The 25,029-nt window shown below is 44.0% G+C and carries 26 protein-coding genes and 5 tRNA genes; 27 read left to right on the top strand and 4 right to left on the bottom strand.

From position 1 onward, the window contains the following. Nucleotides 1-29: 29 nt before the first annotated feature. The 5 genes from CAG60_RS00400 (at nucleotide 30) to CAG60_RS00420 (ending at nucleotide 611) form a co-directional block, all read left to right on the top strand. Nucleotides 30-105 (top strand) — tRNA-Gly (locus CAG60_RS00400). A 78-nt stretch (nucleotides 106-183) separates the two neighbouring features. After that, a tRNA-Met gene (locus tag CAG60_RS00405) sits at nucleotides 184-260 on the top strand. 34 nt (nucleotides 261-294) lie between these two features. Then, nucleotides 295-370: transfer RNA gene (locus CAG60_RS00410), tRNA-Gly, on the top strand. 33 nt (nucleotides 371-403) lie between these two features. Beyond that, nucleotides 404-494, top strand: a tRNA-Gly gene (locus CAG60_RS00415). A gap of 40 nt (nucleotides 495-534) precedes the next feature. After that, nucleotides 535-611: transfer RNA gene (locus CAG60_RS00420), tRNA-Met, on the top strand. Nucleotides 612-1,173: 562 nt separating this feature from the next. Here the strand turns inward: CAG60_RS00420 and queG are convergent. Beyond that, a complete protein-coding gene (gene queG, locus CAG60_RS00425) occupies nucleotides 1,174-2,286 on the bottom strand; it encodes a tRNA epoxyqueuosine(34) reductase QueG (RefSeq protein WP_161438023.1) in 1,113 nt (370 codons plus the stop codon). A gap of 218 nt (nucleotides 2,287-2,504) precedes the next feature. Between queG and tsaE the strand changes: the two genes are divergently transcribed. The 9 genes from tsaE (at nucleotide 2,505) to CAG60_RS00470 (ending at nucleotide 11,845) form a co-directional block, all read left to right on the top strand. Then, entirely contained in the window at nucleotides 2,505-2,969 is a 465-nt protein-coding gene (tsaE, locus tag CAG60_RS00430) for a tRNA (adenosine(37)-N6)-threonylcarbamoyltransferase complex ATPase subunit type 1 TsaE (RefSeq protein WP_161438024.1), read from the top strand. After that, nucleotides 2,963-4,699 carry a LysM peptidoglycan-binding domain-containing protein gene (locus CAG60_RS00435; RefSeq protein ID WP_443275264.1) on the top strand — a complete coding sequence of 579 codons (1,737 nt, stop codon included), beginning with the start codon at nucleotides 2,963-2,965 and terminating at the stop codon, nucleotides 4,697-4,699. Before tsaE ends, CAG60_RS00435 begins: the two co-directional genes overlap by 7 nt. A gap of 12 nt (nucleotides 4,700-4,711) precedes the next feature. Next, nucleotides 4,712-6,631: a DNA mismatch repair endonuclease MutL gene (gene mutL / locus CAG60_RS00440; protein ID WP_161438026.1), complete on the top strand. Its 1,920-nt coding sequence runs from the start codon at nucleotides 4,712-4,714 to the stop codon at nucleotides 6,629-6,631. Continuing rightward, nucleotides 6,631-7,563, top strand: a complete 933-nt coding sequence (miaA, locus tag CAG60_RS00445; RefSeq protein WP_161438027.1) for a tRNA (adenosine(37)-N6)-dimethylallyltransferase MiaA — start codon at nucleotides 6,631-6,633, stop codon at nucleotides 7,561-7,563. The genes mutL and miaA overlap by 1 nt, the downstream gene beginning before the upstream one ends. Before the next feature lie 192 nt (nucleotides 7,564-7,755). Further along, nucleotides 7,756-8,019, top strand: a complete 264-nt coding sequence (gene hfq / locus CAG60_RS00450) for an RNA chaperone Hfq (RefSeq protein WP_004397627.1) — start codon at nucleotides 7,756-7,758, stop codon at nucleotides 8,017-8,019. A 41-nt stretch (nucleotides 8,020-8,060) separates the two neighbouring features. Next, nucleotides 8,061-9,350, top strand: a complete 1,290-nt coding sequence (gene hflX, locus CAG60_RS00455; RefSeq protein WP_158137738.1) for a ribosome rescue GTPase HflX — start codon at nucleotides 8,061-8,063, stop codon at nucleotides 9,348-9,350. A gap of 45 nt (nucleotides 9,351-9,395) precedes the next feature. Further along, a complete protein-coding gene (gene hflK / locus CAG60_RS00460) occupies nucleotides 9,396-10,580 on the top strand; it encodes an FtsH protease activity modulator HflK (RefSeq protein ID WP_158144345.1) in 1,185 nt (394 codons plus the stop codon). 2 nt (nucleotides 10,581-10,582) lie between these two features. Further along, on the top strand, nucleotides 10,583-11,563 hold the full coding sequence (gene hflC / locus CAG60_RS00465; RefSeq protein ID WP_158137742.1) for a protease modulator HflC: 981 nt from the start codon (nucleotides 10,583-10,585) through the stop codon (nucleotides 11,561-11,563). Between the two features lie 93 nt (nucleotides 11,564-11,656). After that, nucleotides 11,657-11,845, top strand: a complete 189-nt coding sequence (locus CAG60_RS00470; protein ID WP_158137743.1) for a DUF2065 domain-containing protein — start codon at nucleotides 11,657-11,659, stop codon at nucleotides 11,843-11,845. Between the two features lie 28 nt (nucleotides 11,846-11,873). Here CAG60_RS00470 and CAG60_RS00475 read toward each other — a convergent pair whose 3' ends face one another. Next, entirely contained in the window at nucleotides 11,874-12,107 is a 234-nt protein-coding gene (locus tag CAG60_RS00475; RefSeq protein WP_161426322.1) for a SlyX family protein, read from the bottom strand. After that, complete coding sequence (locus CAG60_RS00480) at nucleotides 12,104-13,084, bottom strand: WD40 repeat domain-containing protein (RefSeq protein WP_161438033.1); 981 nt, start codon at nucleotides 13,082-13,084, stop codon at nucleotides 12,104-12,106. Before CAG60_RS00480 ends, CAG60_RS00475 begins: the two co-directional genes overlap by 4 nt. Nucleotides 13,085-13,224: 140 nt before the next feature. Here CAG60_RS00480 and fkpA point away from each other — a divergent pair, with 140 nt between their 5' ends. The 12 genes from fkpA to rplI all read left to right on the top strand — a co-directional run bounded on the left by fkpA (nucleotide 13,225) and on the right by rplI (nucleotide 22,562). After that, nucleotides 13,225-13,989 (top strand): FKBP-type peptidyl-prolyl cis-trans isomerase, encoded by a 765-nt coding sequence (gene fkpA, locus CAG60_RS00485; protein ID WP_154169330.1) that lies wholly within the window; start codon nucleotides 13,225-13,227, stop codon nucleotides 13,987-13,989. Nucleotides 13,990-14,250: 261 nt separating this feature from the next. Then, entirely contained in the window at nucleotides 14,251-14,967 is a 717-nt protein-coding gene (locus CAG60_RS00490; protein ID WP_040905838.1) for a helix-turn-helix transcriptional regulator, read from the top strand. A 2-nt stretch (nucleotides 14,968-14,969) separates the two neighbouring features. Continuing rightward, a complete protein-coding gene (gene tusD / locus CAG60_RS00495) occupies nucleotides 14,970-15,377 on the top strand; it encodes a sulfurtransferase complex subunit TusD (protein ID WP_154169328.1) in 408 nt (135 codons plus the stop codon). Continuing rightward, on the top strand, nucleotides 15,374-15,730 hold the full coding sequence (gene tusC / locus CAG60_RS00500) for a sulfurtransferase complex subunit TusC (RefSeq protein WP_161438028.1): 357 nt from the start codon (nucleotides 15,374-15,376) through the stop codon (nucleotides 15,728-15,730). Before tusD ends, tusC begins: the two co-directional genes overlap by 4 nt. Before the next feature lie 17 nt (nucleotides 15,731-15,747). Continuing rightward, entirely contained in the window at nucleotides 15,748-16,026 is a 279-nt protein-coding gene (tusB, locus tag CAG60_RS00505; RefSeq protein ID WP_004397618.1) for a sulfurtransferase complex subunit TusB, read from the top strand. Nucleotides 16,027-16,205: 179 nt separating this feature from the next. Beyond that, nucleotides 16,206-16,580: a 30S ribosomal protein S12 gene (gene rpsL / locus CAG60_RS00510; protein ID WP_004397617.1), complete on the top strand. Its 375-nt coding sequence runs from the start codon at nucleotides 16,206-16,208 to the stop codon at nucleotides 16,578-16,580. A gap of 100 nt (nucleotides 16,581-16,680) precedes the next feature. Continuing rightward, nucleotides 16,681-17,151, top strand: coding sequence for a 30S ribosomal protein S7 (rpsG, locus tag CAG60_RS00515; protein ID WP_004397616.1), 471 nt, complete (start codon nucleotides 16,681-16,683; stop codon nucleotides 17,149-17,151). Between the two features lie 75 nt (nucleotides 17,152-17,226). Continuing rightward, a complete protein-coding gene (gene fusA / locus CAG60_RS00520) occupies nucleotides 17,227-19,323 on the top strand; it encodes an elongation factor G (protein WP_004397615.1) in 2,097 nt (698 codons plus the stop codon). Nucleotides 19,324-19,445: 122 nt separating this feature from the next. Beyond that, complete coding sequence (gene tuf, locus CAG60_RS00525; protein ID WP_004397651.1) at nucleotides 19,446-20,630, top strand: elongation factor Tu; 1,185 nt, start codon at nucleotides 19,446-19,448, stop codon at nucleotides 20,628-20,630. Nucleotides 20,631-21,193: 563 nt separating this feature from the next. Further along, on the top strand, nucleotides 21,194-21,562 hold the full coding sequence (gene rpsF, locus CAG60_RS00530) for a 30S ribosomal protein S6 (RefSeq protein WP_004396135.1): 369 nt from the start codon (nucleotides 21,194-21,196) through the stop codon (nucleotides 21,560-21,562). Between the two features lie 289 nt (nucleotides 21,563-21,851). Further along, entirely contained in the window at nucleotides 21,852-22,079 is a 228-nt protein-coding gene (gene rpsR, locus CAG60_RS00535; RefSeq protein WP_000090472.1) for a 30S ribosomal protein S18, read from the top strand. A 33-nt stretch (nucleotides 22,080-22,112) separates the two neighbouring features. Then, the gene (gene rplI, locus CAG60_RS00540) at nucleotides 22,113-22,562 is read left to right on the top strand and encodes a 50S ribosomal protein L9 (protein ID WP_004396134.1); all 450 of its coding nucleotides are present in this window, start codon (nucleotides 22,113-22,115) and stop codon (nucleotides 22,560-22,562) included. Between the two features lie 118 nt (nucleotides 22,563-22,680). On the opposite strand, the gene CAG60_RS00545 is transcribed toward rplI, so the two are convergent. Beyond that, complete coding sequence (locus CAG60_RS00545) at nucleotides 22,681-23,445, bottom strand: DUF481 domain-containing protein (protein ID WP_004396133.1); 765 nt, start codon at nucleotides 23,443-23,445, stop codon at nucleotides 22,681-22,683. 173 nt (nucleotides 23,446-23,618) lie between these two features. On the opposite strand from CAG60_RS00545, the gene CAG60_RS00550 reads away from it, so the two are divergent. Beyond that, entirely contained in the window at nucleotides 23,619-25,025 is a 1,407-nt protein-coding gene (locus CAG60_RS00550; RefSeq protein ID WP_004396132.1) for a replicative DNA helicase, read from the top strand. Nucleotides 25,026-25,029 lie beyond the last annotated feature (4 nt).

Consider the following 25,029-nt stretch of genomic DNA (forward strand, 5'->3'; position numbering starts at 1 on the left):
ATAGCCTTTATCGTGCTTAACGGTGAAATGCGACACTAGCTCAGTTGGTAGAGCGCAACCTTGCCAAGGTTGAGGTCACGAGTTCGAACCTCGTGTGTCGCTCCAGATTTGCTTTTATTGCTGATGGCGATAAAACAATAAAGTTACAAAGCCTACATCGTGCTTAACGATGAGCAATACGGACGCGGGGTGGAGCAGCCTGGTAGCTCGTCGGGCTCATAACCCGAAGGTCGTCGGTTCAAATCCGGCCCCCGCAACCAAACAGATAGCCTTTATCGTGCTTAACGGTGAAATGCGACACTAGCTCAGTTGGTAGAGCGCAACCTTGCCAAGGTTGAGGTCACGAGTTCGAACCTCGTGTGTCGCTCCAGATTCAAGCTTTCATTGCGCTTAGTAATGAGATGCGACATTCGCTCAGTTAATAGAGCGCAACCTTTCCAAGGTTGAGGTCACGCCTTTTTGTTTAAAGAAAGTGAACCTCGTGTGTCGCTCCAGTTTCAAGCCTACATCGTGCTTAACGATGAGCAATACGGACGCGGGGTGGAGCAGCCTGGTAGCTCGTCGGGCTCATAACCCGAAGGTCGTCGGTTCAAATCCGGCCCCCGCAACCAATTTAAAAACAAAAGACTACGCTGTTGCGTGGTTTTTTCTGTCTATTCTGAAAAATTGACACCATGTCAATGCTCTTTATCATGCTGTGAAGCATAACCCCATCAAAAAAAACATCTTATTTTCTGCCAAGAAAGTTTGGCCAGAAATCGTATTAGATACATGACTAAAAACGGAGTCTACCGCTGATGTAGTCAGGCTTTGTTTTATCCATGCACAGAGTTATCCACATTTTAAATTTGTGGATAAGTTGGTGCATAACGTGTTTTTAGCTTGAAGATAGAGGCTTGTTCAGACGATCTTTTTGCCGATGGGGAATAATATCAGAGTGATAATTTTTTATTAAGTTAATGATTTTAAATGGTATTTTGATTTATTCTCTGTGGTGTAAGAGCCGCGTGAACGATCATTAACTGTATTTTCTTTGATCCTTATCATTTCCTGCTAATGTGATTAACTTTTTTGAAGTTTAGCAAACGCTGTCTCATTTAATATTTTTCCACACCTAAGAATTTGCGAAGTGAATCAAAGAATGTACATCAATGATGTTGGGTTATTTCATGCTCACGCATCTCTCGGCAAGCCTTTTTCAATAATTCTAATTAGCCTTTGCTGTTTATTCGTAATGCTAGCCAACTGCTCTCTCTGTTGTGTTAATGCCCATTCAATATGCTCATCTAATAGTTCACTTTCTCCAGTTTTTTGCTCTAAGGCATCGATGATTCTTTGTGAATAGGGCGCATTACCCATTGCAATAATCAAATTGCGTTGCCATTGTTGATGACCTATACGGCGTATGGCAGAACCTTGCATATGGTGTAAAAAGGTTTTCTCATCCCATGAAAATAAAGCAACAAGATCGGCATTATTCAACACATCTCGTCGATGGAAGTCGTCTTCTTGGGTAAGATCAGCAAAACGGTTCCAAGGGCAGACGAGTTGGCAGTCATCACAACCATAGATACGATTACCGATTGCCGTTCGAAATTCTTCTGGGATCACCCCTGAATACTCAATCGTTAAATAAGAGATACAGCGCCGTGCATCGACAACCCCTTCTTCGACAATCGCACCAGTCGGGCATGAGGTCATACATGCTCGACACTGTCCACATTGATTCTCTGAAGGTGTATCGACTGGCAGAGGAATATCAACAAGCAGTTCGCCTAAAAAGAACCATGATCCTGCCTCTTTATCGAGAATTAAAGAATGTTTTCCCGTCCAGCCAAGCCCAGCTTTTTGTGCCAGAGGCCTTTCTAAAATAGGTGCGGAATCAACAAAAGGACGATAACCCAACTGACCGACTTCTTGTTCGATTTTATCAGCTAATTTTTTGAGTTGATTACGAACCAATTTATGGTAATCGCGTCCAAGTGCATAGCGACTAATATAACCTTGGGTTGGATCTGATAAATTCGCGGCAAATTGCGCTTGTGGTGGAAGGTAGTTGATGCGGACACTGATCACTCGAAGTGTACCGGGTAACAGTTCTGCTGGGCGAGCACGTAACATACCATGGCGAGCCATCCACTCCATCTCACCGTGATACCCTGCATCTAACCATGCTTGTAAAGCTGCTTCATGTTGACTTAAATCGACGTCGCAGATCCCTGCTTTGTCAAAGCCGAGTTCTTTTGCCCATTGTTTGATTTGTTCGGCTAGTGAATGAAGGTCCATTATCAGTATTGGTCATGGTCATTGGGCGGCGGATCTTAACGGATCTCATTCGATTGATCCAGCCAGTGAGTGGCTAGTTGTATCGATATTAGATTTGATATGAAGATTTTTCTGTTTACTTACAGAACAGAGCTTGTCTCTTAAAACTAACCCAGTTTACTATTCGTTCTCTTTTTATTTTTATATAGTGCTAGCTAGACGCTTTAGAGATCCGATTCATGAGCATAAAAACCTTTACTTTAAAAGATGAACAACAGACGGTAATGCTAGGAATACGCTTAGCTCAATTATGTTCCCAGCAGACGACACTTTATCTTTACGGTGATTTAGGCGCAGGGAAAACTACCTTAAGTCGCGGTTTCATTCGAGCGTTAGGCCATGAAGGAAATGTGAAAAGCCCAACTTATACGTTAGTTGAGCCTTATCAATTAGCGGATTGGCAGGTTTATCATTTTGATCTTTACCGATTGGCGGATCCTGAAGAGCTCGAGTTTATGGGAATTCGTGACTATTTTACCGATGATGCTATTTGCTTGGTGGAGTGGCCTGAAAAAGGCCAAGGTTTATTGCCAACACCAGATTTAACAATATCGCTTCGCTATGAGGGTGAACAACGTCGAGCGAGTGTGAGCGCAAATAGCGAGTATGGATGCACCTTATTGAGTCAGTTGGAGTTATGTTGAGCATTAATTACGGTCGTTTTTTGCGTTTTTTGCGTTATTGGTGGCTATTGGTCACATTATTATCTGCTATCAGTAGCGTTCAGGCTAATGTATTAGAAGGGGTTAGAGTTTGGCCTTCACCTGATGCCACTCGCGTAGTGATCGATTTAAAGTCTGAAGCGGACTTTAGTTATTTCACGCTAAGCAGCCCAGAACGTTTGGTGGTCGATCTAAAACAGACTTCATTAGCCGCCGCTTTGCCAGTGACGGTCTCTGATAGTGCGATATTGAAACGGATTCGCGCGAGTACACCACCAGAAAAAACAACTTTTCGTTTAGTACTTGAATTAGCCAATAAGTCGACGCCCAATATTTTTAAATTACCTCCCACACCAGGTGGGCAATATGGTCATCGTTTGGTGATTGATTTACCTCATTCACCCGCTCCTGCAGCGGCGACGTCGAGTACGCCCGCTCGTTCGCCCAATGTAGTGAGCCGCGATGCGTCTCAGTTAGTCGGTACTGCAGATATTATTATTGCTATCGATGCGGGACATGGTGGTGAAGATCCCGGTTCTATTGGCCCAACTCGTAAATTTGAAAAAGATGCCACATTAAGCGTTTCTAAAAAATTGGCGGATCAAATTAATGCGGTTCCGGGTATGAAAGCCGTATTAACACGAACCGGTGACTATTACGTAAGCTTGAATAATCGGACTGAAATTGCTCGTCGTAATCGTGCTCATCTATTGGTTTCAGTTCATGCTGACGCTTTTCATACTCCACAGCCAAGAGGGGCTTCAGTTTTTGTGCTTAATACTCGGCGGGCCAACACTGAAATTGCGCGTTGGGTTGAAAATCATGAGCAGCAATCGGAGTTACTCGGAGGGGCCGGTGAAGTTTTGGCGCGGACGAATAACGACCGTAATGTCAGTCAAACATTATTAGATTTACAGTTTAGCCATTCGCAAAAAGAAGGCCATAAAGTGGCGACCAATCTTTTACAAGAGCTAGGCAAAGTCGCTCACTTACATAAAGCGGAGCCTGTGAATGCCAGTCTGGCGGTATTGAAGTCGCCCGATATTCCATCAGTATTAGTAGAGATTGGTTTTATCTCTAACCCTATCGAAGAGCGATTGATTTTTCAACGTAGCCATCAAGATAAGCTCGCACGAGCGATGGGCAAAGCGTTAGTGCAATACTTTGAGGAAAATCCTCCAGAAGGAACCTTGTTTGCTAACCGAGGTAAAACTCAGCAACATCAAGTACAACGAGGTGAGTCGTTATCTGTGATTGCCCAAAAATATGGAGCGACCGTTTCCGGGATCATGCAAGCGAATAAATTAAAAGATTCTCGCTTAACGGTGGGTCAGCGATTAACTATTCCCGGAGGAGAACGTGGTCCTATTCCGGTACCGGTGGTCAATAATCCAGTGGAAACCGAAACCATTACCCATGTGGTTAAATCGGGAGAGTTTTTAGGCCGTTTAGCGGCGAATTATAAAGTCTCTATCGATGCGATACGCCGAGAAAATAACCTTAAGTCTGACACGTTATTTGTTGGTCAAAAGCTTAATATTACGGTGAGCTTAAAAGATAAACCTTTGCGTAAACACACGGTACAGAGTGGTGAGTTTCTTGGTCGGATCGCCAATCAGTACAATGTAACGGTACAGAGTATTCGTGAGGCTAATCAATTGCGATCAGATCAATTGGCGGTAGGCCAAGTACTGATCATTCCCAACCGATAAGATAGGCAGGTTATGACGATTCGTATTCTACCCGCCCGTTTAGCAAACCAAATTGCCGCGGGTGAGGTGGTGGAAAGGCCGGCTTCGGTAGTAAAAGAGCTGGTAGAAAACAGCTTGGATTCAGGGGCCACACGGATTGAAATTGATATTGAGAAAGGTGGCGCTAAGTTAATTCGAGTTCGCGATAACGGCTCTGGGATCAATAAGGATGAGCTTGGCTTAGCCTTAAGTCGACATGCGACATCGAAAATACAAACACTGGACGATCTCGAAGCGATCATCAGCCTAGGATTTCGTGGGGAAGCGTTAGCCAGTATTAGCTCGGTTTCTCGCTTAACCATCACTTCTCGTCCGGCGACTCAAGAAGAAGCATGGTCGGCGTACAGTGAAGGGCGCGATATGGCTGTCAAGCTGCAGCCTAGTGCCCATCCAGTAGGGACCACAGTTGAAGTTTTGGATCTGTTTTTCAATACACCGGCAAGACGCAAATTTTTACGTACAGAAAAAACAGAGTTTACCCATATTGATGAACTCTTAAAGCGTATTGCTTTGAGCCGTTTTGATGTCAGCTTGACGCTACGCCATAATGGAAAAATTATCCGTCAGTACCGTGCCGCGAGCAGTGAACGGCAAGAAGAAAATCGTTTGGCTGCGGTATGTGGTGCGCCTTTTGTTAAGCATATGCTGAAAATAGAGCTAGCTCATCAAGGGTTAAGATTGCATGGCTGGATAACGACGCCACAAGGCGCTCGTCAGCAAAGTGATCTGCAATATTGTTATGTAAACGGACGTATGATGCGTGACAAGCTGATCAATCATGCGATTCGACAAAGTTATGAGAGCAGTTTAAGGCCAGATCAATGTGCAACCTATGTACTGTTCATTGAACTTGATCCTCATTTGGTTGATGTCAATGTACATCCTGCGAAACATGAGGTTCGTTTTCATCAAGCTCGCTTAGTGCATGATTTTATTTATCAAGCACTAAGCGGTGCTCTTGCTGATAGTCAACATATTGAAACTCCCGAGCTTAACCAAGCCGCTTTCTCTGCTCCTGTTCCGACATATATGTCGAATGAGCGGTCAACGGAGCCTGATCAGCCAGCTCGAAATCTGAGTGATAAAGACGGTTATTCTCGTCAGTATTTAACGACAGAACGTCCATCGCAAGCGGTCATTCAAGAAGCAAAAGCCTCTCACTCATGGAATCGTCCGACGACGGCTAAGCCACGATCGTCTGCGCCAGTTATGGCTGAGCAAAGTCAAGCTTATCAGCAGTTAATGAAAGTGAGCGAAGCGCCAGTTTCAATAGAAAATCGTTTATCAACCACTGAAAAATCGTCAACGCTTTCACGGATAGTGACTAAATTAGGTAAAGCCATCGCCATCGCTGTCGTTGATGGACAATATCTGCTGATGACTACCGATCAAGGATGTGTCTTACTGGCGCTAACGAAAGCAGTTGAGTGGAGAGTTCGTGGTCAATTAAATAGTCAAGAAGAGCCATTAAAGAGTCAGCCGTTATTGGTCCCTCTGAGTGTAAAAGTGTCTAACGAGGAGATCCGTGGTTTCGAATTATACCGTGAGTTGCTCGAACGTTTAGGGATTCATCTGGTGACTCGTTCTCATCAGACGGTGATGGTGATGGGGGTTCCTCAGCCATTAAGACAGCAAAATCTACAGCTTTTGATTCCGGATCTGTTATCTTACCTTGCTTCACATGGTGCTTCAGGAGTGTTGACTTTGAATGTCGACAATATCGTCACGTGGCTTAGCCAGCGTGTCTTGATAGAAAAAAACGACTACACTTTATCAGAAGCCATTCAATTAATTGCCGAGCTTGAGCAATTATGGCCAGGTAAACTGCCATTGCATGATGGCCATTTTATTCAACCTGTCGATTTTTCGGCAACCATTGCAGCATTAAATTAATGACCAAACCACTACCATTAGCTTTATTTTTAATGGGCCCAACCGCCTCCGGTAAAACCGATTTAGCCATTCGTTTACGTCAGAAATATCCTGTCGAAATCATCAGTGTTGATTCAGCATTGATCTATAAAGGAATGGATGTTGGCACAGCAAAGCCTGATGCCAAAGAGTTGGCTTTGGCTCCCCATCGATTGATTGATATCTTAGATCCGAGTGAAGCTTACTCCGTTGCGGATTTTCGACAAGATGCGCTACGAGAAATGCAAGCCATTGTTAATGAGGGAAAAATCCCGTTACTGGTTGGTGGGACCATGCTTTATTATAAAGCCTTGTTAGATGGTTTATCGCCTTTACCTGCGGCTAATCCAGCGGTTCGTCAGCAAATCGAGTCACAAGCTCAAGAGCAAGGTTGGGCGGCTCTGCATGCCCAACTGCAACAAATTGATCCAATTTCAGCGGCAAGAATTCATCCAAATGATCCACAAAGATTGTCGAGAGCATTGGAAGTTTATAAAATTTCAGGTAAAACTCTTACTGAACTGACACAAACGAAAGGAGAATCAATCCCTTTTCGAGTTAAGCAGTTTGCCATCGCGCCCATGGATAGGGCTGAGCTCCACCGTCGAATTGAACTCCGCTTCGAGAAGATGGTCAAATCAGGTTTTGAAGAAGAAGTCAAAGCGCTCTATGATCGTAATGATCTTCATCCTGATCTACCCTCAATACGTTGTGTTGGTTATCGACAGATGTGGGATTACTTTGACGGAAATAGCACGCTTGATGAGGCTATTTATCGTGGTATTTGTGCCACCCGTCAGTTAGCCAAGCGTCAGCTCACCTGGTTACGCAGCTGGGATGAGTTAACTTGGTTGGATAGTGAGAACATTGAACGCGCGGTAGAAACTCTTGCAAATGCCATAGCATCTGATTGAGTAAGCTGTGTATAATGTGATCGCTTTTGCGTGATGTACCCTGTAAAGGAACCGTCACTTGTTGATCAATATTGTATTGATAGATCAGTGGTATAGGGTGTTTTTATCGTTTAGCTCAGATGTAAAGGCCGCACCAACTTATGTGCACCACTAGCTAAATAACTACAACAAAATACAAATAAGGAAAATAAAATGGCTAAGGGGCAATCTCTACAAGACCCATTCTTAAATGCACTACGCCGCGAGCGTATTCCTGTTTCTATCTATTTAGTAAACGGCATTAAGTTACAAGGTCAAATTGAATCGTTTGATCAATTCGTGATCTTGTTAAAAAACACCGTAAATCAGATGGTTTATAAGCATGCTATCTCTACCGTTGTACCTGCACGCCCGGTTAGCCATCACACTGGTGATCGACCTGCAGGTGAGCGTGGCACAGAGAAATCCGACGATTAATTATTTGACGTCATATTATCATTCATTAAGGAGTTGAACGCTTGTTTGACCGTTATGAAGCCGGTGAGCGAGCGGTACTTGTTCATATCAACTTTACGCAAAAGGGTGAGTGGGAAAATCTCAAAGAGTGCGAAATGCTGGTCTCTTCTGCTGGAGTATCAACTCTGCAGGTAGTGACTGGTAGCCGCCAATCTCCTCACCCTAAATATTTCGTTGGAGAGGGCAAAGCTCAAGAGATTGCTCAAGCTGTGCAATCAACTGAAGCCGACGTGGTGATTTTTAATCATTCCCTTTCCCCTGCTCAAGAGCGAAATTTAGAACAACTTTGCCAATGTCGAGTGATTGATAGAACCGGTCTTATTCTGGATATCTTTGCTCAGCGAGCTCGTACTCACGAAGGGAAGTTGCAAGTTGAATTAGCTCAGTTGCGTCATATTTCGACCCGTTTAGTTCGAGGTTGGACCCACTTAGAAAGACAAAAAGGTGGGATTGGCTTACGTGGGCCAGGAGAAACTCAGTTAGAAACTGACCGACGTTTATTGCGTGAGCGAATTAAAGCGATCCTACGCCGTTTAGAGAAAGTGGCAAAACAGCGTGAACAAGGACGCCGAGCGAGAAACCGTGCAGAAATTCCAACGATTTCACTGGTTGGTTATACCAATGCAGGTAAATCGACTCTGTTTAACCAAATTACCTCCGCTGGAGTGTACGCTGCGGATCAACTGTTCGCTACGTTAGACCCGACGCTACGAAAGATCGAACTACTGGATGTAGGGCCAGCTATTTTGGCCGATACGGTAGGGTTCATTCGTCATTTACCCCACGATTTAGTGGCGGCATTCAAAGCAACGTTACAAGAAACTCAGCAAGCTGACATTTTGTTACATGTTGTGGATGCCAGTGACGACCGCTTTCGTGAGAATATCCAAGCGGTTGATGATGTTCTACTAGAGATTGACGCACATGAAGTGCCAAGTTTACTGGTTATGAACAAAATCGATAATCTAGAAGGCCAATATCCTCGTATAGAAAGAGATGATGAAGGTGTTCCTAGAGCTGTTTGGGTATCGGCGATGGATGGGTTGGGGATGGATCAGTTGTTTACTGCGCTGACCGAACGTCTGGCCAGTAATATCGTCCAATATTGTTTACGCGTTCCTCCTGAACATCAAGGTCGAATTCGGAGCACTTTCTTCCAAATGAACTGCATTGAAAAGGAAGAGTATGATCCAGAGGGCAATCTGCTAATATCAGTTCGTATGCAACAAGTGGATTGGTCTAGACTAGAGAAAAGAGAAGAGGCAGTTTTACGTGACTTTATCGTCACTTAAAGGACTGCTAGAGTATAACGTCATATCAAATGATGGAGCTTTCTAATGGCGTGGAATGAGCCCGGAAATAACAACGGCAACAACGGCCGCGATAATGACCCTTGGGGAAATAATAATCGCGGTAACAAAGGTGGTCGTGAGCAAGGTCCGCCAGATTTAGACGAAGTGTTTAATAAACTGAGTCAGAAGCTGGGCGGAAAGTTTGGTAAAGGAGGCAATGGGCCTTCGTTTGCTGGTGGTGGAGCAATGGGTTTTGGCGTTATCGCCGTGCTTGCTGTTGCCATTTGGTTTTTCTCAGGCTTCTATACAATTGGAGAAGCCGAACGAGGCGTTGTTTTAAGACTAGGTCAATACGATCGTGTAGTTAATCCTGGTTTGAACTGGCGCCCTCGTTTTATTGATGAAGTAACGCCTGTCAATATTCAAGCGATTCGTTCGTTGAGCGCTTCTGGTATCATGTTGACCAAAGATGAAAACGTCGTCAACGTGGCGATGGATGTTCAATATCGTATCGTTGACCCATACAAGTATTTGTATCGAGTTGTTAATCCCGATGATAGTTTGCATCAAGCCACCGATTCAGCGCTACGTGCGGTGATTGGTGACTCACTGATGGATAGTATCTTAACGGTAGGTCGTCAACAAATTCGTCAAAGTACTCAACAAACACTCAACCAAATCATCGATGATTATGATATGGGTCTATTAGTGGTTGGCGTTAACTTCCAGTCATCACGTCCACCAGAGCAGGTTAAAGATGCTTTTGATGACGCGATTGCTGCTCGAGAAGATGAAGAGCGTTTCATTCGTGAAGCTGAGGCGTACATGAATGAGATTTTACCTCAAGCCACAGGTCGTGCTGAACGTGTTAAACGAGAAGCATTAGGTTACAGCGAGCGAATCATTAATGAAGCATTTGGTCAGGTTGCTCAATTTGAGAAACTGTTACCTGAGTATCAAGCCGCTCCAGAAGTAACGCGCAATCGTATGTATCTCGATACAATGGAACAAGTGTATACCAACAGTTCGAAGATTTTGATTGACTCAGAATCGAGTGGTAACTTGCTCTACTTGCCGATTGATAAACTTGCAGGTCAAGAAGGGGCTAGCCAGTCTCGTCAGACTCGCTCATTATCATTGCAAGATGAAGCTGGACTGCAGTCACAACGTAATGACCCAAGCAGTAATACGCCTCCTCGCTCAACTAATACTCGTCAAGGGAGAAACTAAACATGCGTAAGTTAATGATCCCGGTCATTGTCGTCTTTTTAGCATTGCTCTTGATGTCGATGTTTGTGGTTCCAGAAGGTGAGCGAGGCATTGTCATTCGTTTTGGACGAGTGATTCAAGACGACAATGAAATGTCTAAAATCTATGAACCAGGCTTGCATTTTAAAATGCCTATTTTTGATCGAGTACACACACTGAATGCTCGTATTCAAACCATGGATGGACGTTCAGACCGTTTTGTAACCTCTGAGCAAAAAGACGTTATTATCGATACCTACGTTAAGTGGCGAATTGAAGATTTTGGCCAATTCTACTTAGCGACGGGGGGAGGTAATATTTTTACCGCACAAGCTCTCCTTGAACGTCGGGTTACGGACGTATTAAGGGCAGAGATCGGTTCTCGAGACATCAAACAAATTGTTTCTGGTCCGCGCAATGAAGCGGTACTTCCTGATAGTCCTGATGATGAGATTGTCACCACTGAAGCCGCGAGACAAGCTTTAGAAGTCGATGGCCAACGCGATCAGATCATGGCGAATGTTCTGAAAGATACTCGAGTCAATGCAAGCAAAGATTTGGGTGTTTATGTGGTTGATTTCAGAATGAAGAAGATTAACCTTCCAGATGAAATCAGTGAGTCAATTTATCGTCGTATGCGTGCTGAGCGTGAAGCGGTTGCTCGTCGTCACCGTTCACAAGGCCGTGAAAGAGCAGAAGTTATTCGTGCTCAGGCGGATCTTGAAGTGGCAACTATTTTAGCTGAAGCAGACAGAACTGCGCGAATTACTCGTGGTCAAGCCGATGCAACATCAGCCAAAGTGTATGCTGACGCTTATAGCAAAGATCCTGAGTTCTTTAGCTTCTTGCGTTCTTTGCAAGCGTATGAAAACTCATTTAGCCAGAAAAGTGATATCTTAGTTTTGGATCCAAAGAGTGACTTCTTCCAATACATGAATAGCGCTAAAGGTTCATCAGTAAAATAATGGCTAGACACTTATTCTAAGTGGTTTAATACCATTGTAATATTATTCAGAAAGGCTCCTAAGGAGCCTTTCTTTTTTTTAGTAAGGTAGACAATGACTACATCATTATGGATTGCGATAGGATTATTGCTTATCGCTGAAGGTTTAGGGCCGCTGATTGCTCCTCAAGGGTGGCGGACTATGATGCAGCAACTCGCACAGCAAGAAGATAATCAATTGCGGCGAATAGGGGGGTGTTTAGTTGTAATAGGGATGGTGATCGTTTATGTCTTCATGCTTTGAGTGACGTTTTTTGAGTTATTCAAAGTTATTAATAGTGTGGTGGTGGCGTTTCATTGGCTGGATCCGCTAAGTTTGACGTATCCATATTTTTCATTTTCCCGACCACATATTTCATCTGATCCTGCATTTTATTAATTAATAGCTGCTGTTGGGTTAGAGCAGCATTGAGTTCGTCAATGGTTTGTTCTTGAAAAGCGAGTTTACACTCTAAATCATCAATTCGTTGTTGTAGTTGTTGTTCGGTTGCGTTTTGCATGATCATGGATTGAACTCCCATTCTTGAGCGATTCCCGCAGAGGTGCCAGAAATAACGCTGGATTGTGGATTAAAAACCGCATCATACACCACCGCTCTTGGCGGGCGCGCATCTTTTTGTGGTTGAGCTTCGAAGCGAGCTAATTTTTTGCCGTGATCAGTAGACCATACTTCGATGCGACTAGATGGCGTTCCAGTGAGTAGATAACGCCCATCATCTGAAAATCGTGCGCTAGAGAAAATAAGCTGTCTAGAAAGACTACGTAGTTTGGCTTGCTTTTCACCCGTTTGTAAATTCCAAATAATCGATTGATTACCGCCATCAGAAGTAAAAGCTAACTGGCCATCACGCTGTAAAGCAACACGGTTAACCCGCTGTTCATGTTCAAAGCTGTAGATAATCTGTCCACTCTGAGTATCCCATAGATAAGCGGTATAATCATTTCCGCCAGTTAAGGCATAACGACCGTTGGGGGATAAAGCGACAGAATTTACTTTTTCTTGGTGAGCAAGGAACTCAAGTCGTCGTCCAGTGACTAAATCAACGTAGATGGCTTTACCGTTGGATACACCCAGTAACACTTGTTGCCCATCGTTACTCAGAGCGACATCCATGATTAAACCATCAGAAATGGACCATAACCCTTGAGCTTGGGTCCAGCTTAAGTCCCATACGGCAAAATTGATTTGTGTGGCAGTAATCGCATAACGGCCATTATCAGTAATACGAATGTACGAGACAGGGTTGGCTTCTGGGTCTTGTGCGCCTAGCTCTGCTAGAATTTGCCGTTGTGCTAAATCCCATAAGACCAGTTGGTGCTCTTGGGAATAAATTAATGCAAAGCGTCCGTCGCGGCTTAAGCCAAATCCGGTCGAACCATTGGGTTCTAAAATCCAGCGGTCAGTCTCTTGATTAAAGAAGAAACAGCCATTTAACAGAAAAATGACAACCGTTGGTACTATGAAATGAGAAATTATCCGCAGCACAATTAATTATCCGTTGAGTAGTAAAGACAATTACGAAACATACCGTTATATTGGTACAACATACTATTGTGCACCAGTTTAATTCGTCGGTTTGTGCTCAATAACAGAAAGGTTTACCTACAAAGTTGGAGAATTGAATGAAATCGTTTTTTAAAGTGTCATTGCTTGCCGCTACGGTTGCGCTAGCTGCTGGTTGTCAGAAAGAAGAGACAACGGCTACCCCAAATGCCTCTGTTGCCGTTCAAAGTGTCACTTTTAAGTCAGAGGATGATAAAGCGGCTTACGCGATAGGTGTTTCTTTTGCTAATTATTTAACCAGTAGTATCGAAAAGCCTAATGAAATTGGTATTGATCTTAATAAAGACATGGTGCTGAGAGGTATCGAGCATGTTTTTGCTGGTGCACCGCAAATGGATGAACAGCAGACCCGTGAAGCATTAGAAGCGTTGGATAAGCGTGTTGCTGCGTCAATGCAAGCACAAGCGGCTGAAAAAGCCGCCACCAATAAGCAAGCTGGAGATGCGTTCCGCGCTGAGTTTGAGAAGCAAGAAGGCGTCAAAAAAACTGATTCAGGATTGCTTTATCAAGTCTTAACTGAAGCGCAAGGCGAGTCACCAAAAGAGACCGATACGGTACAAGTGCATTACAAAGGCACTCTGACCGATGGTACTCAGTTTGATAGCTCTTACGATCGTGGTGAGCCTGCAACTTTCCCGCTAAACCGTGTGATCCCTGGTTGGACAGAAGGCGTGCAACTGATGCAAGTAGGTTCTAAATATAAGTTCGTCATTCCGCCAGAATTAGCCTATGGCGAGCAAGATACGCCAACCATTCCTGCAAACTCTACTCTAGTTTTTGAAGTGGAGCTGTTGAAAGTAGAAAATGGCGATGCAGCGCAATAAATAAGGGATAGCCATTCATCCTTTATTAAAAGTATCAAAGGCCTGAAGATTCAGGCCTTTTTTATAAGTAAAACTCACTTGTTTAACCGATTTTTTTATCATCCCTTGTCAAATGGTAAAAATACTGATGCTTTGCTAGGGAGATATTCATCGTATAATTTGTTCTAAGTCACTGCATCGTAAGATAGCCTAGTCTAGGTTTAAAATTTTCTGATAAACTTACACCAATTTGTTGATTTTACGTTCTAAGGTCTAGGTACAGTGACAACGACAGAAAGCATTAACGCCGATATGCTCATGGATATGGAATTTGTGCATGTAAAGCCATTTACTGAGCACGATAAAGTGATTTTACGTTCTTATGAAGCGATGGTGGATGGTTTAGCGAGTTTAATTGGCCCCTTTTGTGAAATTGTTTTGCACTCGTTAGAAGATCTGAATACTTCGGCGATAAAAATTGCCAATGGCGAGAATACAGGTCGTCAAGTGGGATCGCCGATCACCGATTTAGCGTTAAAAATGCTGCGTGATATTGAAGGCTCCGAACGCAACTTTTCTCGCTCGTATTTCACCAGAGCGAAAGGTGGGGTATTGATGAAATCTATTACGGTTGCCATTCGTAATGGAGAACATCGAGTGATTGGTTTGTTATGCATTAACGTCAATCTTGATGCGCCTTTTTCACAGGTGTTGCACTCTTTTATGCCGACACCAGAAGCTCAAGAGGCTGCTGCTCCGGTTAACTTTGCCAGTGATGTGGTCGAGTTGGTTGATCAAACTGTTGAGCGGACTATTGAAGAGATTAATGCCGATAAATCAGTCTCAAACAATACTAAAAATCGTCAGATTGTCATGGCGTTGTATGATAAAGGTATTTTTGATATTAAAGATGCGATTAATCGTGTTGCTGAACGATTAAATATCTCCAAACATACGGTCTATTTGTATATCCGCCAACGTAAAACCGAGGATGAGTGATCGTGAGTCAGTCAAGTACACCATTGACCTATGCTCTATTGGTAACGGGTCCAGCTTATGGAACTCAGTCTGCCCGTAATGCTTATCTTTTTGCTCAATCGGTGCTCGAGAAAGGCCATAGTATTAAGCGTGTTTTCTTCTATCAAGAAGGTGTGCTGAATGGTTCTGGGTTAACTGTGCCTGCTAACGATGAATTTGATCTTGTGAAAGCATGGCAAGCCATGGCGATGAAGCATCAGATTCGCTTAGAAACCTGCGTTGCTGCAGCGTTACGACGTGGTATTGTCAGCCAAAGCGAAGCTGAACAGCATCAATTATCAACATCGAGTTTGGCGATGGGAGTGACACAAGCGGGGCTGGGAGCGCTGGCAGAAGCGCTATTAACTGAGGATAGAGTGGTACAATTTTGAAGAAAATCGCCTTTGTTTTTCATTCTCCTCCTCACGCCACCAGTGCTGGACGAGAAGGACTCGATGCCGTGCTCGCGGCATCGGCTTACAGTGATGATTTAGCGGTCTTTTTTGTCGGTGAAGGAGTTTTGCAATTGGTCTCTGGGCAAGATCCTAAGGTGATTTTAAGTCGAGACTACATTAGCACATTCAAACTGCTCGATTTGTATGAGATTGAGTCGTGTTATGTCTGTGAACAAAGCCTTGCCGAATGGGGCTTAACCAGCGAAGCATTACTTATTGATGTCTCGCCACTTTCTCCTCAAGCTATTGGGGCAATGTGGCAATCTTTTGATCACATTGTGACTTTTTAATACCACAGGATAGACGTGTGCTGCATATTATTAAACATCCTCAACAGCTAAAATTAGTTCGTCGTTATTTTCAAGCTCATGATAGCCTATTGCTGGTCGAAAATGCCGTTTATCTTACTAACCCAAACAGCCCTTATTTCACCGATTTACAGACCATTAAGTCGGTCTATGCACTGCGTGAGGATCTTTCTGCTCGTGGTTGGTTAGAAATGTGTTCAGGTTCTATTGAGCAAGTCACGATGAATGATTTTGTTGAAATGACAGTAAATGAAGATAAATCAATAAGTTGGTCTTAATTTTTATCGAGTGTCCGTAAAAGTATCCACCATACTGATGTTGGTGGATAAAAAAGATCTGTATATTTCTTGACACACCTCCCACTGCTGCATAGAATTTTGCGTCCCTATTTGTGCAAATCACAATCAGGGCTAGATTTTTCATAAAGCTTACGTTAAGTAAATTCAGGAGCTAGCTAATGGCAACTATTAACCAGTTGGTACGCAAGCCACGTGTGAAGCAAGTTGCAAAAAACAACGTGCCTGCACTCGAAGCGTGCCCACAAAAACGTGGTGTATGTACTCGCGTATATACTACTACACCAAAGAAACCTAACTCAGCACTACGTAAAGTATGTCGTGTTCGTCTAACCAATGGTTACGAAGTGACTTCATACATCGGCGGTGAAGGTCACAACCTACAAGAGCACAGCGTTGTTCTTATCCGTGGCGGTCGTGTAAAAGACCTTCCGGGTGTTCGTTACCACACTGTTCGTGGTGCGCTTGACTGTTCAGGCGTTAACGACCGTAAACAAGGTCGTTCTAAGTACGGTGTGAAGCGTCCTAAGTCTTAATGGATTCCGTTAAGTAAGGCCAAACACTAAATTAATTTGTTATTTTGAAAAAACTGTATAGTTTTGGAAAAAACCTGAAGAAGACAACGGAGAATATTCCATGCCACGTCGTCGCGTTATTGGTCAGCGTAAGATCCTTCCAGATCCAAAGTTCAAATCTGAACTGCTGGCAAAATTCGTTAACATCCTTATGGTTGACGGTAAAAAATCTACTGCAGAGAAAATTGTTTACACTGCACTAGACACTATGGCTGAGAAATCTGGTAAAGATCACTTGGCTGTTTTTGAACAAGCTCTTGAAAACGTACGTCCAGCGGTAGAAGTTAAATCTCGCCGTGTGGGTGGTTCAACTTACCAAGTGCCAGTAGAAGTACGTCCGGTTCGCCGTAACGCACTTGCTATGCGTTGGTTGGTTGAAGCTGCGCGTAAGCGTGGTGAAAAATCTATGGCTGGTCGCTTAGCTGCAGAAATGCTAGATGCGTCAGAAAACAAAGGTACTGCTGTTAAGAAACGTGAAGACGTTCACCGTATGGCAGAAGCGAACAAAGCCTTCGCTCATTACCGCTGGTAATACCTTCTGTGCTGCGAGGTCCTCTCGCAGCACATTTCTATTTTCTAAGGTTTCCCTTAGTAAGAGGATACAATCGTGGCTCGTAAAACTCCTATTGAGCGCTACCGTAATATCGGTATCTGTGCTCACGTAGATGCAGGAAAAACAACCACTACTGAGCGTATTCTGTTCTATACCGGCCTTTCTCACAAACTTGGCGAAGTTCACGATGGTGCTGCCACCATGGACTGGATGGAGCAGGAGCAGGAACGTGGTATTACTATTACCTCTGCTGCAACAACTGCCTTCTGGCGTGGTATGGATGCACAATTCCAAGATCATCGCATTAACATCATTGATACCCCTGGACACGTTGACTTCACCATCGAAGTAGAGCGTTCGCTGCGTGTACTTGATGGAGCTGTGGTTGTCTTTTGTGGTTCATCTGGTGTTGAACCTCAGTCTGAAACAGTGTGGCGTCAAGCAGATAAATACCATGTTCCTCGCATTGTGTTTGTTAATAAGATGGACCGTACTGGCGCAGACTTCCTACGCGTAGTAGATCAAATTAAACATCGTCTTGGTGCAACTCCCGTTCCTATCCAATTAAATATTGGTGCAGAAGAGGATTTTAGAGGTGTCATCGACCTTATCAAGATGAAAGCCATCAACTGGAATGAAGCCGATCAAGGCATGAGCTTTACTTATGAAGCGATTCCGGATGATATGCTAGAGCTGGCTGAAGAGTGGCACAACAACTTAGTTGAAGTCGCTGCGGAAGCGAGCGAAGAATTGATGGATAAATACCTTGAAGACGGCGTACTTACTGAAGCTGAAATCAAACAAGCGCTCCGTCAGCGCACGCTGAATAACGAAATCGTTCTTGCCACTTGTGGCAGTGCGTTTAAAAATAAAGGTGTGCAAGCGGTTTTGGATGCGGTTGTCGAATTTTTGCCATCGCCAGTAGAAGTTCCTGCGATCAAAGGTATTGATGAGAACGAGAATGAAGTAGAACGTCACGCTGACGATAACGAACCATTTTCTGCTTTGGCATTTAAAATTGCCACCGACCCATTTGTTGGGACTTTGACGTTTATTCGTGTCTATTCTGGAGTGGTTAACTCGGGTGATGCGGTCTATAACTCAGTCAAACAAAAGAAAGAGCGTTTTGGGCGCATTGTACAAATGCATGCTAATAAACGTGAAGAAATTAAAGAAGTTCGTGCTGGCGATATCGCCGCCGCTATTGGCTTGAAAGATGTCACCACGGGTGACACGCTCTGTCATCAAGATCATAAAGTGATTCTTGAACGCATGGAGTTTCCTGAGCCTGTTATCCAAATCGCCGTTGAGCCTCGCTCAAAAGCTGATCAGGAACGAATGGGGATTGCGCTAGGTAAATTAGCGGCTGAAGACCCATCATTCCGAGTCGAAACGGATAAGGAAACAGGACAAACGCTAATTTCTGGTATGGGCGAGCTTCACTTAGACATCATCGTTGACCGTATGAAACGTGAGTTCAGCGTTGATTGCAACGTGGGTAAACCTCAGGTTGCGTATCGTGAAACCATTCGTGGTCAAGCGGAAGTTGAAGGCAAGTTTGTTCGCCAGTCTGGTGGCCGTGGTCAATACGGTCACGTATGGTTGAAAGTTGAACCTGCAGAGTTAGGACAAGGCTTTGTCTTTGTTGACGCCATCGTGGGCGGTGCAATTCCTAAAGAGTTCATCAACCCGGTAGCGAAAGGGATCGAGGAGCAAATGAACAACGGTGTGTTAGCGGGATATCCTATTTTGGATGTTAAAGCGACACTCTTCGACGGTTCATTCCACGATGTCGACTCAAGTGAAATGGCGTTTAAAATCGCCGGCTCAATGGCATTCAAGAAGGGCGCGCTAGAAGCAAACCCAGTCATTCTTGAACCGCTAATGAAAGTTGAAATAACCACACCTGAAGATTGGATGGGTGATGTAGTCGGCGATTTAAATCGTCGTCGTGGCATCATTGAAGGCATGGATGATGGCAATGCTGGCCTCAAAATTATCCGTGCTCGAGTTCCACTCTCAGAGATGTTTGGTTACGCAACAGATCTACGTTCTGCGACCCAAGGCCGTGCTTCTTACTCAATGGAGTTTGCTGAGTACGCCGAGGTTCCGAAAAATGTTGCCGATGCAATCATTGCTGAACGTGGGTAGTTGTTATTTGATTAATAACGAATCTATTGCGCTAACGAGCGTTGGCGCATAAAATAGCAATTTCTGGCGCGCTTTGAGTGCACTTGACTTAAGGCGAATCATAACTAGGAAGGAACACGATCGTGTCTAAAGCAAAATTTGAACGTACGAAACCGCACGTAAACGTTGGTACTATCGGCCACGTTGACCACGGTAAAACCACTCTAACAGCAGCTATCTGTACTGTACTTGCAAAAGTATACGGCGGTGAAGCGAAAGACTTCGCGTCAATCGATAACGCTCCAGAAGAGCGTGAGCGCGGTATTACTATTTCTACTTCACACGTAGAATACCAAACTCCATCACGTCACTACGCACACGTAGACTGCCCAGGACACGCTGACTATGTTAAAAACATGATCACTGGTGCTGCGCAAATGGACGGTGGTATCCTAGTTGTAGCTGCGACAGATGGCCCAATGCCACAAACTCGTGAGCACATCCTACTAGGCCGTCAGGTTGGTATTCCTTACATCGTTGTATTCATGAACAAATGTGACATGGTAGACGATGAAGAGTTGCTAGAGCTTGTAGAGATGGAAGTTCGTGAACTTCTTTCTGAGTACGATTTCCCAGGCGACGACCTACCAGTAATTCAAGGTTCAGCACTAGGTGCATTGAACGGTGAAGAGCAGTGGGAAGCGAAGATTGTAGAACTAGCAGAAGCGCTAGATTCATACATTCCAGAGCCTGAGCGTGCAGTAGACCAAGCATTCCTAATGCCAATCGAAGACGTATTCTCAATTCAAGGTCGTGGTACCGTAGTAACAGGTCGTATCGAGCGTGGTATTCTACGTGTAGGTGACGAAGTTGCTATCGTTGGTATCAAAGATACAACAACGACTACTTGTACAGGTGTAGAGATGTTCCGTAAGCTGCTTGACGAAGGTCGTGCAGGTGAGAACGTAGGTGCACTACTACGTGGTACTAAGCGTGATGACGTAGAACGTGGTCAAGTACTAGCGAAGCCTGGTTCAATCACTCCACACACGAAGTTTGAATCAGAAGTATACGTACTGTCAAAAGATGAAGGTGGCCGTCATACTCCATTCTTCAAAGGCTACCGTCCACAGTTCTACTTCCGTACAACGGACGTAACTGGTGACATTTCTCTACCAGAAGGCGTAGAGATGGTAATGCCAGGCGACAACATCAAGATGGTTGTAGAGCTAATTGCACCAATCGCGATGGACGAAGGTCTACGTTTTGCTATCCGTGAAGGTGGCCGTACAGTAGGCGCTGGTGTTGTAGCTAAAGTTATCGCTTAATTTCGATAATCTTTTGTTATCACTATTAAAAGGGAAGCATTGCTTCCCTTTTTTATCGCCTGTAAATCCGGTCTTTTCTCAGTCTTTTTCTTTTCACATTCTCTTCATCTTTCCCTTTAGACGGCCTGTCTATCTTTAGTCTGCGACAAGTATATTTCACTTGCTAAACGACTAGCCATTCTGTACTATTCTCGCTCCTTAATTCTCGGTCAANGCTATCCGTGAAGGTGGCCGTACAGTAGGCGCTGGTGTTGTAGCTAAAGTTATCGCTTAATTTCGATAATCTTTTGTTATCACTATTAAAAGGGAAGCATTGCTTCCCTTTTTTATCGCCTGTAAATCCGGTCTTTTCTCAGTCTTTTTCTTTTCACATTCTCTTCATCTTTCCCTTTAGACGGCCTGTCTATCTTTAGTCTGCGACAAGTATATTTCACTTGCTAAACGACTAGCCATTCTGTACTATTCTCGCTCCTTAATTCTCGGTCAATTTTCATTCGTTCCTTGCTTCCTTTGGATGACCGGGCCAAATCTGGAAGCTGAATAATCCGTAAGGAGCAAAATCAATGCGTCATTACGAAATCGTATTCATGGTGCACCCTGATCAAAGCGAGCAAGTTGCTGGCATGATCGAGCGTTACACTGGTTCAATCACTGAAGCTGGCGGTACAGTTCACCGTCTAGAAGATTGGGGCCGCCGTCAAATGGCTTACCCAATTAACAAGCTTCATAAAGCTCACTACGTTCTAATGAACGTTGAAGCTGATCAAGCTGTGATTGATGAGTTAGAAACTGCATTCCGTTTTAACGATGCTGTTCTACGTAACATGATCATGCGTACTAAAGCTGCTATCACTGAACCTTCAATCATGCTTAAAGCTCGTGACGAGCGTTCTAAGCGTGAAGAAGTGAAATTTGAAGCAGACGCTGAGTAATTTCAGATGACCGTCTGAGTCAACGTTCTTGATCATTAAAGAAGGTTGAATCAAGCTAACTCTTATTATTAATCGTGGTCTTCCTCTTTTAGTGATAAGTCATGTTGGGTTAAGCGAATTTCGGTTCCTTAACGTAGGATGTAGGCAACGGTCAAACGCATTCACTCATCATTTAGTATTAGGCGGTATTGCTATAGAGAATGATTCATTCTCCAGTCGAAACAAAGTGTTCGTTATAGCCATACTTAACGTCTACAACATTTTTCAAATTTAGATCAGGAGATAGCCCATGGCTCGTTTCTTCCGCCGTCGTAAATTCTGCCGTTTTACAGCAGAAGGCGTTCAAGAGATTGATTACAAAGATGTAGCGACTCTTAAGAATTACATCACTGAAGCTGGTAAAATTGTACCTAGCCGCATCACTGGCACAAGTGCTAAGTATCAGCGTCAGCTAGCTCGTGCAATCAAACGCTCTCGCTACCTAGCTCTACTGCCATATACTGACAAGCATCAGTAATCGGCACCGTTTATTAAGAAAGAGGATTAAGTAATGCAAGTTATTCTACTTGATAAAATCGGTAACCTAGGCAGCCTTGGCGATGCAGTTAATGTTAAATCTGGTTACGCTCGTAACTTCCTTATCCCACAAGGTAAGGCTGTAATGGCAACCAAATCTAACGTTGAGATGTTTGAAACTCGTCGCGCTGAACTTGAAGCAAAAGTTGCTGAGCAACTTACTGCTGCACAAGCTCGTGCTGACCAAGTTAATGCACTAGAAGCAGTTGTTATTGCTTCTAAAGCTGGTGATGAAGGCAAACTGTTCGGTTCTATCGGGACTCGTGACATCGCTGATGCAGTAACTGCAGCCGGTGTTAAGCTTGAGAAAAGCGAAGTTCGTCTACCTGAAGGTGCTCTACGTACTACAGGTGAATTCGAAGTTAGCGTTCAACTTCATTCAGAAGTTTTCGCTACAGTGAAATTACAAGTTGTTGCTGAATAATTTCAGTTTCTAGACTCGTTTAAACACCAGCTTAGGCTGGTGTTTTTTTATGTCCAATTTATGACGTTTAGCGATGAAAATGATCAGTTTGGCGAGGTGGGATACTGAGTGTTGATGCTTAGAATAAGAAAATTAAACTTACCGATAGCACGCTATCGGCTTTACTTAAACCGGTAGGTACTCGGTTATGGTATTGACGTGATTGACTCACTTTAAGAGCAATATCATCGGTAATATTGTTGATAATGCTGATATCACTGTCAAAACGAGTGTTACTTTCGCCGCCAACCAAGGTTAGATCGGTGAGTAATTTAAAATTGCTCAGTGCTTGCCATTCAACTTTAAGGTTACCACGATAAATCGGCTCTTTGACTAAGTGTGGGAAGACGACATCGCCACTGCTAATTTTATCCAAATTCGGCTCTTGATAGCGGTAGCCCGGTCCGACTTCGAGTTCAATCAGTAAATCGTCGGTATGAGTAAACTGATAGCCAAGCCCACCAGACCAAGTGTAATCTGAAAAGTAGGCGCTATAGCGTGAATCAGACCCTCTAAAACTACCATATAAGTAGGTTTTAGGGCCGAGCTTATAGTCGCTTTGTACGCTGTAGCTGGATTGTCGTTTATTCTCTTTACCATTTTTATCTAATTTATAAAAACGCCACTCACCGTTGGTTCGATGACGACCACGGGTATATTCTCCTTTAACACGAGTATTAAGGGCTTCTGAGTCTGTGTTACCGGAGTGCGCTTGATAGCCAAATTCGATTTGACTTTGCCAAGGTGAGGGTGCGTTAATGTCCTTACTGCGATTTGTCTGTTTGTTGGCGTGGACATGGAAACTTGTCAACAGAGCCAGACTTAGAAGCCAAGTTTTGGACACATGAAACCTCTCTCAAAGAATAGAATCGCTGAATAATAAGCATCAGTTTTTGAAATTGGGTCATATTAAGGTTAATTCTATCTAAGTCATAGACAAACTTTTCGATGCCTAATTACAAATGTTCTATTCTCGCTATAATGAGCGGTTATTAAAAAGAGTGACTGAGTGAAGTGATGGCTGATCCCCGAACAGATAACCGAAATCGTAAACCTGCCGATGCACAAGTTGAAGCAATGAAAACTCCTCCTCATTCATTAGAGGCTGAGCAGTCCGTTATTGGCGGTCTATTGCTAGATAATCAACGTTGGGACACAGTCTCTGAACGTGTGATTGCTCAAGACTTTTATAGTCGACCTCATCGGTTAATCTTTGAAGCAGTAAAGAGCCTACTTGAATCTGGGCAACCGCTGGACTTAATTACCCTTTCCGAATATCTCGAGTTGCGCGAACAGTTAGAAGATGTTGGCGGCTTTGCCTATTTGGCTGATCTGGTTAAAAATACGCCAAGTGCTGCTAATATTAATGCTTACGCAGATATTGTTGCTGAGCGTGCCTTGGTGCGTAACTTGATTGGTGTTGCGAACGAAATCGCTGACGCAGGTTATGACCCTCAAGGGCGCAGCTCGGAAGATTTACTCGATTTAGCCGAAAGCAAGGTATTTGCGATTGCAGAGGCGCGTAGTAGCGAAAACGAAGGGCCACAAAACGTTGATACGATTTTAGAAAAAACCTTAGAGCGTATCGAGTTATTGTATAAGACTCCACAAGATGGCGTCACCGGCGTCAACACTGGATTCACTGATCTCAATAAAAAAACGGCGGGGTTACAAGGTTCAGATTTAATTATTGTTGCCGCTCGCCCTTCGATGGGAAAAACGACCTTTGCCATGAACCTGTGTGAAAACGCAGCGATGCAACAAGATAAACCAGTATTGATATTCTCACTCGAGATGCCAGCAGAACAAATCATGATGCGTATGCTGGCGTCGCTCTCGCGGGTAGATCAAACCAAGATCCGAACCGGTCAACTCGATGATGAAGATTGGGCGCGTATTTCTTCGACCATGGGGATGCTGATGGAGAAGAAAAACATGTTTATCGACGACAGCTCGGCGTTGACTCCCACAGAGGTGCGTTCACGTGCGCGTCGTATTGCTCGTGAGCATGGTGGGCTATCTTTAATCATGGTCGACTATTTGCAGCTGATGCGGGTTCCTTCTCAATCCGATAACCGTACTTTAGAAATTGCCGAAATTTCTCGTTCATTAAAAGCCTTAGCTAAAGAGCTCAATGTCCCTGTGGTGGCGCTTTCACAGTTAAACCGCTCGTTGGAGCAACGTGCGGATAAGCGGCCAGTCAACTCCGATTTGCGTGAATCAGGCTCTATTGAACAAGATGCCGATTTGATCATGTTTATTTACCGTGATGAAGTCTATCACCCGGATAGTCCAATGAAAGGCATTGCAGAAATCATTATCGGTAAGCAACGGAATGGTCCGATAGGCTCGGTACGCTTGACCTTTCAAGGCCAATATTCTCGTTTTGACAACTACGCAGGCCCAGCGTTTGATGATGAATAATAGT

The organism is Vibrio sp. V33_P6A3T137 (assembly GCF_009904835.1).
GTDB lineage: Bacteria > Pseudomonadota > Gammaproteobacteria > Enterobacterales > Vibrionaceae > Vibrio > Vibrio metschnikovii.

What these genes read in the sequence shown, in the direction of transcription:
- queG (WP_161438023.1), bottom strand. Translation starts at nt 2,286, where the DNA reads ATGGACCTTCATTCACTAGCCGAACAAATCAAACAATGGGCAAAAGAA.
- tsaE (WP_161438024.1), top strand. Translation starts at nt 2,505, where the DNA reads ATGAGCATAAAAACCTTTACTTTAAAAGATGAACAACAGACGGTAATG.
- CAG60_RS00435 (WP_443275264.1), top strand. Translation starts at nt 2,963, where the DNA reads ATGTTGAGCATTAATTACGGTCGTTTTTTGCGTTTTTTGCGTTATTGG.
- mutL (WP_161438026.1), top strand. Translation starts at nt 4,712, where the DNA reads ATGACGATTCGTATTCTACCCGCCCGTTTAGCAAACCAAATTGCCGCG.
- miaA (WP_161438027.1), top strand. Translation starts at nt 6,631, where the DNA reads ATGACCAAACCACTACCATTAGCTTTATTTTTAATGGGCCCAACCGCC.
- hfq (WP_004397627.1), top strand. Translation starts at nt 7,756, where the DNA reads ATGGCTAAGGGGCAATCTCTACAAGACCCATTCTTAAATGCACTACGC.
- hflK (WP_158144345.1), top strand. Translation starts at nt 9,396, where the DNA reads ATGGCGTGGAATGAGCCCGGAAATAACAACGGCAACAACGGCCGCGAT.
- hflC (WP_158137742.1), top strand. Translation starts at nt 10,583, where the DNA reads ATGCGTAAGTTAATGATCCCGGTCATTGTCGTCTTTTTAGCATTGCTC.
- CAG60_RS00470 (WP_158137743.1), top strand. Translation starts at nt 11,657, where the DNA reads ATGACTACATCATTATGGATTGCGATAGGATTATTGCTTATCGCTGAA.
- CAG60_RS00475 (WP_161426322.1), bottom strand. Translation starts at nt 12,107, where the DNA reads ATGATCATGCAAAACGCAACCGAACAACAACTACAACAACGAATTGAT.
- fkpA (WP_154169330.1), top strand. Translation starts at nt 13,225, where the DNA reads ATGAAATCGTTTTTTAAAGTGTCATTGCTTGCCGCTACGGTTGCGCTA.
- rpsL (WP_004397617.1), top strand. Translation starts at nt 16,206, where the DNA reads ATGGCAACTATTAACCAGTTGGTACGCAAGCCACGTGTGAAGCAAGTT.
- rpsG (WP_004397616.1), top strand. Translation starts at nt 16,681, where the DNA reads ATGCCACGTCGTCGCGTTATTGGTCAGCGTAAGATCCTTCCAGATCCA.
- rpsF (WP_004396135.1), top strand. Translation starts at nt 21,194, where the DNA reads ATGCGTCATTACGAAATCGTATTCATGGTGCACCCTGATCAAAGCGAG.
- rpsR (WP_000090472.1), top strand. Translation starts at nt 21,852, where the DNA reads ATGGCTCGTTTCTTCCGCCGTCGTAAATTCTGCCGTTTTACAGCAGAA.
- rplI (WP_004396134.1), top strand. Translation starts at nt 22,113, where the DNA reads ATGCAAGTTATTCTACTTGATAAAATCGGTAACCTAGGCAGCCTTGGC.
- CAG60_RS00550 (WP_004396132.1), top strand. Translation starts at nt 23,619, where the DNA reads ATGGCTGATCCCCGAACAGATAACCGAAATCGTAAACCTGCCGATGCA.